The sequence below is a fragment of the Comamonas sp. F1-6 genome (assembly GCF_039581415.1).
Lineage (GTDB): Bacteria > Pseudomonadota > Gammaproteobacteria > Burkholderiales > Burkholderiaceae_C > Comamonas > Comamonas thiooxydans.
Map to the genome: position 1 here is coordinate 45,676 of NZ_JBCPWN010000028.1, position 10,293 is coordinate 55,968.

The 10,293-nt window shown below is 63.7% G+C and carries 11 protein-coding genes; 5 read left to right on the forward strand and 6 right to left on the reverse strand.

Annotated elements, in window-relative coordinates; all coding sequences use genetic code 11:
- Positions 1–2: 2 nt before the first annotated feature.
- Entirely contained in the window at positions 3–1,643 is a 1,641-nt protein-coding gene (locus AAIL66_RS21665; RefSeq protein WP_224649532.1) for a Re/Si-specific NAD(P)(+) transhydrogenase subunit alpha, read from the reverse strand.
- Between the two features lie 341 nt (positions 1,644–1,984).
- On the opposite strand from AAIL66_RS21665, the gene AAIL66_RS21670 reads away from it, so the two are divergent.
- From AAIL66_RS21670 to AAIL66_RS21680, 3 genes are all read left to right on the forward strand, one after another.
- Positions 1,985–2,623 (forward strand): MBL fold metallo-hydrolase, encoded by a 639-nt coding sequence (locus AAIL66_RS21670; protein ID WP_034380907.1) that lies wholly within the window; start codon positions 1,985–1,987, stop codon positions 2,621–2,623.
- A gap of 206 nt (positions 2,624–2,829) precedes the next feature.
- Positions 2,830–3,198 (forward strand): hypothetical protein, encoded by a 369-nt coding sequence (locus AAIL66_RS21675; RefSeq protein ID WP_034380947.1) that lies wholly within the window; start codon positions 2,830–2,832, stop codon positions 3,196–3,198.
- Between the two features lie 125 nt (positions 3,199–3,323).
- On the forward strand, positions 3,324–4,409 hold the full coding sequence (locus tag AAIL66_RS21680; protein ID WP_343497726.1) for a hypothetical protein: 1,086 nt from the start codon (positions 3,324–3,326) through the stop codon (positions 4,407–4,409).
- Here the strand turns inward: AAIL66_RS21680 and AAIL66_RS21685 are convergent.
- Positions 4,406–5,077, reverse strand: coding sequence for a pseudouridine synthase (locus tag AAIL66_RS21685; RefSeq protein WP_343497727.1), 672 nt, complete (start codon positions 5,075–5,077; stop codon positions 4,406–4,408). The genes AAIL66_RS21680 and AAIL66_RS21685 overlap by 4 nt on opposite strands.
- A 49-nt stretch (positions 5,078–5,126) precedes the next feature.
- Positions 5,127–6,041, reverse strand: coding sequence for a LysR substrate-binding domain-containing protein (locus AAIL66_RS21690; RefSeq protein ID WP_343497728.1), 915 nt, complete (start codon positions 6,039–6,041; stop codon positions 5,127–5,129).
- A gap of 76 nt (positions 6,042–6,117) precedes the next feature.
- On the opposite strand from AAIL66_RS21690, the gene AAIL66_RS21695 reads away from it, so the two are divergent.
- Complete coding sequence (locus tag AAIL66_RS21695) at positions 6,118–6,594, forward strand: CidA/LrgA family protein (RefSeq protein ID WP_343484310.1); 477 nt, start codon at positions 6,118–6,120, stop codon at positions 6,592–6,594.
- A 3-nt stretch (positions 6,595–6,597) separates the two neighbouring features.
- Complete coding sequence (locus tag AAIL66_RS21700; protein WP_343497729.1) at positions 6,598–7,293, forward strand: LrgB family protein; 696 nt, start codon at positions 6,598–6,600, stop codon at positions 7,291–7,293.
- A 36-nt stretch (positions 7,294–7,329) separates the two neighbouring features.
- On the opposite strand, the gene AAIL66_RS21705 is transcribed toward AAIL66_RS21700, so the two are convergent.
- The 3 genes from AAIL66_RS21705 to AAIL66_RS21715 all read right to left on the reverse strand — a co-directional run bounded on the left by AAIL66_RS21705 (position 7,330) and on the right by AAIL66_RS21715 (position 10,103).
- Complete coding sequence (locus AAIL66_RS21705) at positions 7,330–8,358, reverse strand: cyclase family protein (protein WP_343497730.1); 1,029 nt, start codon at positions 8,356–8,358, stop codon at positions 7,330–7,332.
- Between the two features lie 60 nt (positions 8,359–8,418).
- Positions 8,419–9,129 (reverse strand): DsbA family protein, encoded by a 711-nt coding sequence (locus AAIL66_RS21710; protein ID WP_343497731.1) that lies wholly within the window; start codon positions 9,127–9,129, stop codon positions 8,419–8,421.
- Positions 9,130–9,221: 92 nt separating this feature from the next.
- Positions 9,222–10,103: a LysR family transcriptional regulator gene (locus AAIL66_RS21715; protein ID WP_343497732.1), complete on the reverse strand. Its 882-nt coding sequence runs from the start codon at positions 10,101–10,103 to the stop codon at positions 9,222–9,224.
- Positions 10,104–10,293 lie beyond the last annotated feature (190 nt).

The window sequence follows — 10,293 nt, forward strand, 5'->3', positions numbered from 1 at the left end:
TCTTATTTGCGGAACATGGCCAGCATGCGACGTGTCACGGCAAAGCCGCCAAACATATTGATGGCAGTCAGCACAAGCGCTGCAAAGGCCAGCCAACGAATCAAGTCATCAGGGCGAGCGGTACCCGCCGTTCCCGGCGGTGCAATCTGCACCAGAGCGCCAATGGCGATGATGCTGGAGATGGCGTTGGTCACGCTCATCAGCGGCGTGTGCAAGGCCGGCGTCACGTTCCACACCACCATGTAGCCGATGAAGCAGGCCAGCACGAACACCGTGAAGTGGCCCAGGAAGGCCGCCGGCGCGTAGGCACCGATGAACCAGAAGGCCAGGGCGGCAATCGCAAAAATAATGGCCAAGGTCTTGGCAGGCAGCGGGCCGGCAGCGCCATGGCCATGACCGCTTTTCTTCTGCTCCACGGGCGCTGCAGGCTTGGGAGCAGGCTTGGGCGCCTGGGCAATGGGCGGTGCCGGCCAGGTGATCTCGCCGTCCTTGACCACGGTCAGGCCGCGAATCGCATCATCTTCCATATTCACCACGGCCACGCCATCCTTGGCCTTGCACAGCTCTTCCGTCAGGCGCAGCAGGTTGGTAGCGTACAGCGTGGACGACTGCTTGGCCAGGCGCGATGCGAGGTCGGTGTAGCCGATGATGGTCACGCCGTGGCGCACCACGGCCTCGTTGGGAACGGTCAACTCGCAGTTGCCGCCCTGCTCGGCCGCCATGTCGACGATCACGCTGCCGGGCTTCATGCTCTGCACCATCTCGGCCGTGATCAGCTTGGGCGCCGGTTTGCCGGGGATCAGCGCGGTGGTGATGATGATGTCGGCCTCCCTGGCCTGCTGGGCATACATCTGGCGCTGCGCAGCCTGGAAGCCCTCGCTCATCACCTTGGCATAGCCGCCGCCGCCAGCTCCGTCCTCTTCGTAGTCGACCTTGACGAACTCACCGCCCAGCGATGTGACCTGATCGGCCACTTCGGCGCGCGTGTCGTTGGCGCGCACGATGGCGCCCAGATTGGCGGCCGTGCCAATGGCCGACAGACCGGCCACACCTGCGCCGGCAATGAAGACCTTGGCTGGCGGCACCTTGCCTGCGGCCGTGATCTGGCCGTTGAAATAGCGGCCGAAGGCGTTGGCGGCCTCGATCACGGCGCGGTAACCCGAAACACCGGCCATGGAGGTCAGTGCATCCATCTTCTGCGCGCGGCTCAATGTCCGGGGCAGCGAGTCGATCGCCAGCACCGTCACCTTCCTGGCAGCCAGTTGCTGCATCAGATCGGGATTCTGGGCCGGCCAGATGAAGTCGATCAGGATCTGGCCTTCGCGCATCAGCGCGACTTCTTGCGGGGTGGGCGGGCGCACCTTGAAGATGATGTCGGCAGCAGCCCAGACCGCCGCAGCGTTGGGCAGCACCTCGGCACCCACTGCGCGATAAGCGTCATCGCTGAAGTTGGCGGCATCGCCGGCGCCCGATTCGATGGCGACCGAAAAGCCCAGCTTGATGAGTTTTTCGACCACATCGGGCACGGTGGCCACGCGCTTTTCCAGCGGGAAGGTTTCCCGTGGGATGCCGATGAGTTGGGCATCACCACGCTGGGCGTCACTACGCTGGGCGTCGGTCGGCGGGTTGGAAGAGGTAGACATGAGGAGTCTCCTGGAGTTTAAAAACTGGTTCCCTTCAGGCCGACCCGCCCCCCAACCATTCCTACCGCAGGAGGAACTTGCTTGCATGGGCATTGGCACGGCCTGAACGATCTTGAAACTGTGTCGGGGCGCCTCCCATGAAGCGAATGCCCGCTGCCTTGCAGCACAAATACGTTTTAGCAGCCCGCACCAAAATGGGGCACTCGCATCCATGCTAGCTCAAATGAGGGATGACGCCAGAATCTGAGCGGGCATTTTTGATGCGCGTGTCATGCCGTGTCATGCTTGCGGGGTTCGCAGCCCGCGAGACTACGCAAACGCCTGAAAAATACAAGTCACCCATGTTGCAATATCACACTGTCCCCGTCACAGCCTTTCAACAGAACTGCTCTCTCGTCTGGTGCGACCAGACCATGGACGCGGCCGTCATCGACCCGGGCGGAGATATCGAGCAGATCGAGTGGGAGGTGGAACGCCTGGGCCTGAATCTCAAGGCCATCTGGATCACCCACGCCCATATCGACCACGCGGGCGGCACCAGCGAGCTGGCGGCCAAGTACGAGCTACCCATCATTGGCCCGCATGAGGGCGACCAGTTCTGGATCGACGGTCTGCCCCAGCAGGGCGCCATGTTCGGCTTTCCCCACTCCGACCCCTTTGTGCCCACGCGCTGGCTGCATGACGGCGACACCGTGACCATCGGCCAGGAAACGCTGAACGTACGCCACTGCCCAGGTCACACGCCCGGCCATGTGGTCTTCCACTCACCGCAGATCGACCGCGCCTTTGTCGGCGATGTGCTGTTTGCCGGCAGCATAGGCCGCACGGACTTCCCGCAGGGCGATCATCAGCAGCTGATCGACTCCATCGTTCAGCGCCTGTGGCCCATGGGTGACCAGACGATCTTCATCCCCGGGCATGGTCCGGAAAGCAGCTTTGGCCGCGAGCGCAAGCTGAACCCCTATGTCAGCGGGACCTGAAGCCTGACGGCCGAGGCTTGCGGAATCAGGTCTTCCGTAGCAGCATGCGCCTGTCACGCCTTGTGACATCACATCTATTGGAGGGAGTTCGTATGCGCAATTTATGGAAAATTTGCCTGGCTTCAGCCCTGGTCAGCAGCTCATGGGCGAGCCTTGCTCAGGCTCCGGCAGCGGCGCCTGCCGCACCGGCCGCCAAAACAGCCCCCATGCCCGCCAAGCCGGCGGCAGAACCCGCAGCAAAGGCAGCGCCGGCCCCTGCCGCTGCCAAGGCGGACATGCAGACCTTTGTCTGCAAGGATGGCTCCACCATGAGCGCGGCGTCCTCCAAGGGAGCTTGCTCGGGCCGCAAGGGCATTGATCAGCAGGCCACTGCCAAGGCTGGTGCAGGCGCCAAGCCGGCCGCGACCGCCGCACCTGGCGGTGGTGCAGGCAAGGTCTGGGCCAATGAGGACAGCAAGATCTATCACTGCCCCGGCACCCGTTTCTACGGCACCACCAAGAACGGCAAGTACATGAGCGAGGCCGATGCCAAGGCCGCCGGCATGCACGGCGCCAACAACAAGAGCTGCAGCTGAACCTGTAGCATCAAACCATCGCGCTGACCTGCGATTGCAGGCAGCGCGATTTTTCATTCACAACAGGCTAGATTGCTTGTCCATCAAACACAAGCAGCTATCAATTCAAAAGGACAATCGCGGGCATGAACTGGCTGGTCGGACTGGGTATGTTGCTGATGGCGGCCTTGCTGCTATGGGCTTTTTCGGCGCTCTTCATCAGCATGCTCGCCGGCCTGGCGGTCAGCGCCCTGCTCTGGCAGCCGCTGCGCTGGTGGCGCCGCAGGCAGTTGCTGCGCGAGCTGGAGCAGAACCCGGCTCTCGATGTCCAGCAGCAGGCCCCATGCGCCCTGTTTTATCTGCTGTCCGCAGCCGTGGTTCTGCTGGGATGCGCCGCCGCACTGGCCACCCTGATTAATCTGCCCGACAGCCTTTACTCGCCCGAGCTGCTTTCTCTGATCTGTGGCCTGGCATTTGCCATCAGTCTTGCCACCCTCATTAAGCTGAGCGGTAATCTCGTCAGCCTGGGTGAGGAGGCCGCTGCCGCTGCCGAGATCCGGGCGGCCTGGTCGCTGGCGGCGGGCATCGTGCCCATGCTGTCCCTGATCACCCTGATTTTCTTCGTACCGCATACGGCGGGCTGGATGGTCTGGCGCGAGCAATGGCGGGGTTATGACAGCACGCGGCTGCGCATCCCCCTGAAGCACAACGATGCCGAGCACCAGCAGGCCTTGTTGCAGTTGGTCCGCCCGATGCTGGAGCAAGGCAGCCGCATCCTGAGTCACCGTGCCCGCTCGCGCAGCGGCGGCGGCTATACCCTGAGCGCCGCCCTGCCCGCACGCTATCGTTTTCATGAGGATGCGCTGGAGTTGCAACTGGCGGGCCTGATGCCGCAGGAGCAGCTCAACATGCATCTGCAGGCCCTGATTTCCGTGGTGGAAGGAGAGGCCAGCAGCCTGCCTCTGGCCTATGCCCAATGCCAGCCCTCCACCGATTGGTTGGGCAAACAGCGCTTTTTCGGACGTGGCCAGCAAGCCATGCAATCGCTGCGCGAATGCGTGCGGGCTCGCCAATCCGAGCTGGCGACCGCTCTTCCATTGCTGCGGGGCAACCTGCAGGAGGTGCAAGTGGGCTGGATTCGCTTTCGCCCCTGGCCGGCTCTGCCGCGCTGGCAGGCAGCTGCCTTGCCGGAAGATGAAGATGAGCTGCAGCGGCTCGATACTTTGCGCTAGGAACCACTGAGCGGCAACACATCCAGCCACTGGCCGGGTTCCAGCCCTTCAATCGAATAAGGCCCCACGGCCATGCGCACCAGCCTCAGCGTGGGGTGGCCGACGGCTGCCGTCATGCGGCGCACCTGGCGGTTCCTGCCCTCGCGGATTATGAGCTCGATCCAGCAATCGGGAATGTTCTGGCGCACGCGAATCGGCGGGTTGCGCGGCCACATCAGGGGCTGCGGTTCTATCAGGCGGGCCTTGGCGGGCAGTGTCTTGCCGTCGCTCAATTCCACGCCGTCGCGCAGGCGCTGCAGTGCGGCCTCGTCCGGGATGCCTTCGACCTGCACCCAGTAGGTCTTCTCCATCTTGTGGCGCGGATCGGCAATGCGGGCCTGCAACTGGCCGTCATTGGTCAGCAGCAACAGGCCTTCGCTGTCGGCATCGAGCCGGCCCGCCACATAGACACCGGGCACATCGATCCAGTCCTTGAGGCCCTGCCACTTGCCCTCGGGCGTGAACTGGCTGAGCACTCCATAGGGCTTGTGAAAGCACAGCAGACGCGTGACCTCGGGCCGGGGCGCGGGCTGGCGCACCACGGTGCTGCGGCGCAAGTTGCTGGAGCGATTGGAAGAGAACGGGCGGGGCATGGCAGCGAGCTTAGCAACAAAGACCTGGACTAGCATCAAGCATCAAAAAGCCTTGTATCGCTTACTGGACAATGGAAAACAGCTATCAGTTTTGAAAATCCGGAAAAGCAGCACCGAGGAGCGGCTGTGGATACACCTCACGCACGCAGTTCAGCCAGGCCTGGGCCGCACGCGACAGGTAGCCGGGCCGCCACATCAGCGCCACATCCCAGGGGATCTCGGGCTCCACCAGCGGGCGGCTGGCCACGCGCTGCGGATCGTAGCGGGCGATGACATGCTCGAACATCACGGCAACGCCCACCTGGGCCGCGACCAGATGGCCTATGAAATCCCAGTAGCGCGTCTGCAGCTTGACCTGTGGCGTGAAGCCCGCTGCCTCGCATTGCTGCAGCACATGCTCGTGCAGCGCAAAGTCCGAGGTGTAGAGCACAAACGGCAGGTCGCGCAGATCGCTCCAGCGCATGGGTTGGCCCGGGTCTGTCACCTGCCGGGCGGGCAGCACCACGCGCGTCTTCTGGCGCGCCACGGTGTAGCGCTCCAGCGCCGGATCGGGGGCCGCGAACAGGCCCAGCGCCATGTCCAGCTTGCCTTCCTGAATCAGTTGGTACTGGGCACGCGCCCCCTGCTCGTTGACCTGCAGGTTCACACCCGGATAGCGCTGCTGGAACAGCGCGATCACCGGCGCCATGTAATGGCCCGTGGTGGGCATGATGCCCAGGGACAGCTCGCCGCGCGTGATGTGGTCGACCTCGGCCACCTGGCGGCGCAGCAGCTGGGCCTGCTCGAGAATCTCCATCCCGCGGTCATAGACCACCTGGCCGGCATCGGTGAGCTGCACGCCCCGCCCCTCGCGCAGCAGCAGGCGGCCACCGAATTCATCTTCCAGCGCCTTGACCATCTTGCTGATGGTGGGCTGGGTCACATGCAAGGCGTCGGCCGCGCGGGTGAAGCCGTTCTGGCGCACAACCTCGATGAAATAGCGCAGGGCGCGCAAGTCCATGAGAATTCCTTTTACGCATGGAAAAAATGAAAATAAGTCATTTTATGAATATAGGTGAAAACCCTAGAATTCACCCATGTCACAGATTACGGAAGCTTTCGCCCCTCGCGCCCCGGGCGGCAGCCATTCTTTCGCCCAGACACTCTGGCAACTGCTCAAGGCCGTGCTGCAAGTGTGCCTGCTCAGTGCCATCTGGATTGCCATGGATGTGCTGCGCCAGCATTTCGGCTGGAGCATGCCCGCCGGCCTGATCGGTTTCGGCCTGCTGGCCGTGGGCCTTTTTTCGGGCCTGGTCAAGGCACGCTGGCTGCAAAGCGGCACCAACTGGCTGCTGGCCGAGATGCTGCTGTTCTTCGTGCCCGCCATGCTGGTGGTCACCGAATACCCCGATCTGATCCGCCATCAGGGCTTGCGCATTCTGGCCGTCATCGTGGCCAGCACAGCCTGCGTGATGGCCGTGACCGCACTGGCAGTCGATCGTGTCTATCGCTTCGAGCTGTGGCTGGCAAGGCGCAAGTCCAGCCGCGATGTCTCTGCCCTGGATGAGGAGTAAGCCATGCTGTCGAATGAAGTCATCGGCCTGCTGTCGCTGCTGGCCACCGTGGTCTGCTACTGGGTCAACAAGCGCCTGTATCGCAAGCATCCCCATCCGTTGCTAATGCCCATAGTCGCCACTCCCATGGTGCTGATCGGCCTGTCGCTGCTGACCCATGTCAGCTACCCGCAGTACATCGCCCAGACACACTGGCTGGTCTGGCTGCTGGGCCCCACCACGGTGGCATTTGCACTGCCTCTGTACGAGAACCGCAAGCTTCTGCGCAAGCACTGGATGTCGATTGCCACCGGCGTGGTTGTGGCCAGCCTGGTGTCCATCTCCACCACCATTGCGTTTGCCGATATGTTCGGCCTGTCCGAGGCGCTGCAAAAAGGCCTGGCCGTGCGCAGCATCACGACACCGTTTGCGATCGAGGCCGAGAAAGTGCTGGGTGGCCCCACCGATCTGGCGGCGCTGTTCGTGCTGTTGACCGGTGTCAGTGCCATGCTGCTGGGCGAGACCGTGCTGCGTGTGCTGCCCCGCATCCGCAGCAAGCTGGCCACGGGCGCCAGCTGGGGCGGAGCCGCCCATGGCAGCGGCGTGGCCAGGGCGCGCCAGGCCGGCGAGGTGCAGGCCGTGATGGCATCGCTGGTGATGATGATTGCCGGTGCCGTCAACGTGCTGGCCGCGCCCTGGGTGCGCACATTGTTTTTCTGAGCGGCGCTCAGGGACCGGCTCCGGCAAGCGCCGCTCTCAGCGCACCGGAATGGCAATCGGGCGCAGCGGCGCGGCGTCGCCGCCTCGGATCTTCAACGGGTTTCCTATGAAGGCGAACTCATAGACCTTGTCGCGCGAGAGCCCGTCCAGGGCCACCAATTCCATGATGGGAATGCCTTGCTGGGCCAGCAGGTAGCTGTGCAGCGGCACATAGTCATCGTCCACTTCTGAGGGGAAAGTCTCCAGGCTCAGGTTGTCAGCGCCGACAATCATGGCGCCGGCATCCTCGGCCAGAAAGCGTGCGGCATCCAGGCCCAGCCCTGGCGGTTTGGCCATATAGGCCTGGGGTTGCTCGTAGAGCTTCATGCGTCCCGTGCGAATCAGCACGACATCGCCCTTCTGCGGCGTCACGTTCTGGCGTTCCAGCGCGTCCTTGAGGTCCTGGCGCGTGATCCGGTACTGGTCGGGCAGCATGTCCAGGCCCTTCGCCGCTGCCACGTCAATCAGCACGCCGCGCGCCACCAGTGGCGGGAATTTCTCTATGCCTGTGCGCTGCCAGCCGCGGTCGCCCAGATGCTCGTCGGCGCTGAAGCCGTTCCAGATCCTGCCGCGTATGCCGAAGTGGTTGAGTGCGTCGATGTGCGTGCCCGTATGGCTGTACATGGAGAACGCCGTGCCCGTGTAGCTGCGCGTGGCGTTCATGTTCTTGCCCACGTTCATGGGGTCGTCCACCACGGTGCCGCGTGGCGTGTGCGTCATCCAGAACTGGTAGTGCGGATCGCCGGCGTCCTGCCAGCTGGGCATGCCCACGTAGTACTCGGTGGCGAGGTCATAGACCTGGCCACCTGCGATGCGCTGCAGGATGGCAGCGCGCGAGGCGGGCGTTATCAGGTTCAGGCGGCCGATCTCGTCGCCCGGCCCCCAGGGGCTGGTGCCCACATCCTGGCCGGCACCGGCCGGGAGCGTGTGGCCACCGTGGGCATGAGCCAGGCCGGAGAACGCTGCTGCCATCGCGAGCAACAGGGTGGGCAAGCGCCGGACACCGGCGCAGAAAGAGAAGTTCATGAGTGTTTCCTAAGAAGCGGTGCGCCTTTCGGCGCCAGTGAAAAAGTGAGAGGAAATGGCTTAGCCCACCAGGGCGCGCAGCCGTTCACGCAGCATGTTCAGGGGCTGGGTCTGCAGCGGTGGCAGGCCCTGGGCGATCAAGGTGGGAATGCTGCGCAGGCCCAGGTGCTGAGCCAGTGCGATGTCCTGGTGAACCATGTTCAAGGCCTCGGTGCTTTCCATGCAGCGCGCAAACGCATTGCGCTCGAAGCCGGTGTGCGTGGCGATGTCCAGCAGCACCTCGGCGTCGCCTATGTTGCGATGGGCACTCATATGGGCGTGCTGTATGGCATCGAACAGATTCCAGTGGGCCTCGTCGCCCTCCAGGATCTGGGCAGCCTGGCAGGCCAGTGCGCCGGCCAGGCCGCTGGGGTACTCAAAGGTTTCGCGGCGCATGCCTTCGACGTCGATACGCTGTGTATCGTCATGCCGTGCGCAGGCCTCCCAGTGCCCAAGAATGATCTGCTTGGCCTGCATCATGGAGCCAAACCTTGCCACCATCTCGGCGCGGGAAGCTTGCAGCACAAAGCTGCGCTGACGTACGCGCAGGCCCAGCTCGCCGGCCACCTGGCGCAGGCGCGGTGACATCACATAGCACCAGCCGCAAACCACGTCGTGGAAGAAATCGATGGTGGGAGCAGCCTCAACTGCCGCGGACAGGACCGGGTCAGGGGCTGGATGGGCTGCGACCTGCGCGGGCAGAGCGCAGGAAAAATCATGGCATTGCGTCATGCTTGTGTCCTTCATGGCTGATGGACAGCAAGCGTAGGGCGCAGGCCTCGCAGGAGTAAGAGGCCTGCGCTTGAGAGACTCTTAATCCGGCGTCAAGAATCGCCGCCCATGGCCGCAGGCAGCTCTTCTGCCAGAAAGTCCACAAAGGCGCGCACCTTGGGCAGCAGGTGGCGTTGCGTGGGGTAGACCACGTAGACATGGCGTGGCGGCTCTGCCCAGTCTTGCAGGCTCAATGCCTCCAGCTGGCCCTGAGCGATGGCGGGCCGGGCTAGAAAGGACGGCAGTGCACCGATGCCGAGGCCGGCCACCAGCAGCTCCCGCAACATCAGGCTGTTGTTGACGCTGGCCCGTGCTTCGCTCGGAACTTGCAGGCCGTCGTCAACCTGTGCCAGGCTGTAGTTCAGCAGTGCCTGGCCACGCAGTGCGGCCACGCTGGCCGGGCGGCCGTGTTGCTGCAAATAGGCCGGCGAAGCGCACAACATTTGCGACAGCGAGGCCAGACGCCGCGCAATCAGCGATGAGTCCGCCAGTTCGGCGCTCAGGCGTATGGAGACATCAAAGCCCTGGCCAACAGCGTCCACCAGCCGGTCTTCCATGGATAGGTCGATCTGCAATTGCGGATGGCGCTGCATAAAGCGCGCCAGCAGCGGCGCCAGCGTGCTCAGCGCAAACGACAGCGGCGCATTCACGCGCAGCCGCCCCGTCACCAGCTCGGACTGCGCCCGCACCGATTGCTCCAGCATGTCAAAGCCATCGAGCAGCCGACAGCATTCGGCGTAGTAGGCCCGGCCGGTATCGGTCAGGCTCATGCGGCGCGTGGTGCGCTGGATCAGCACCGCACCCAGCTGTGCTTCCAGCGCGCGCAACTGCTTGCTGAGAGCCGCCGAGGAAAGATCGAGTGCATCGGCGGCCCTGGCAATGCTGCCCAGTTCAACAATGCGCCGAAAGGCGCGCAAAGGGGTGAGCGAATCCATGGAAGAGAAGAGCGAAAACCTGGGCCGCAGCGTAGCAGCTTTCGCAGCAAGGCCGGCGCGGCCCGGGCATGCTCGCTCTTCTTCTGAAAAATGGGCCGCTCAAGCTTTGCAGCTTGCTTGAACAGCCCCCAAGCATCAGGCCAGCGTATAGGCCGTCTTCACCGTGGTGTAGAACTCCTGGGCATAGCGC

Coding starts and splice junctions, on each gene's coding strand:
- AAIL66_RS21670 (WP_034380907.1), top strand. CDS start 1,985: ATGTTGCAATATCACACTGTCCCCGTCACAGCCTTTCAACAGAACTGC.
- AAIL66_RS21675 (WP_034380947.1), top strand. CDS start 2,830: ATGCCCGCCAAGCCGGCGGCAGAACCCGCAGCAAAGGCAGCGCCGGCC.
- AAIL66_RS21685 (WP_343497727.1), bottom strand. CDS start 5,077: ATGCTAGTCCAGGTCTTTGTTGCTAAGCTCGCTGCCATGCCCCGCCCG.
- AAIL66_RS21695 (WP_343484310.1), top strand. CDS start 6,118: ATGTCACAGATTACGGAAGCTTTCGCCCCTCGCGCCCCGGGCGGCAGC.
- AAIL66_RS21690 (WP_343497728.1), bottom strand. CDS start 6,041: ATGGACTTGCGCGCCCTGCGCTATTTCATCGAGGTTGTGCGCCAGAAC.
- AAIL66_RS21705 (WP_343497730.1), bottom strand. CDS start 8,358: ATGAACTTCTCTTTCTGCGCCGGTGTCCGGCGCTTGCCCACCCTGTTG.
- AAIL66_RS21715 (WP_343497732.1), bottom strand. CDS start 10,103: ATGGATTCGCTCACCCCTTTGCGCGCCTTTCGGCGCATTGTTGAACTG.
- AAIL66_RS21680 (WP_343497726.1), top strand. CDS start 3,324: ATGAACTGGCTGGTCGGACTGGGTATGTTGCTGATGGCGGCCTTGCTG.
- AAIL66_RS21710 (WP_343497731.1), bottom strand. CDS start 9,129: ATGACGCAATGCCATGATTTTTCCTGCGCTCTGCCCGCGCAGGTCGCA.
- AAIL66_RS21700 (WP_343497729.1), top strand. CDS start 6,598: ATGCTGTCGAATGAAGTCATCGGCCTGCTGTCGCTGCTGGCCACCGTG.
- AAIL66_RS21665 (WP_224649532.1), bottom strand. CDS start 1,643: ATGTCTACCTCTTCCAACCCGCCGACCGACGCCCAGCGTAGTGACGCC.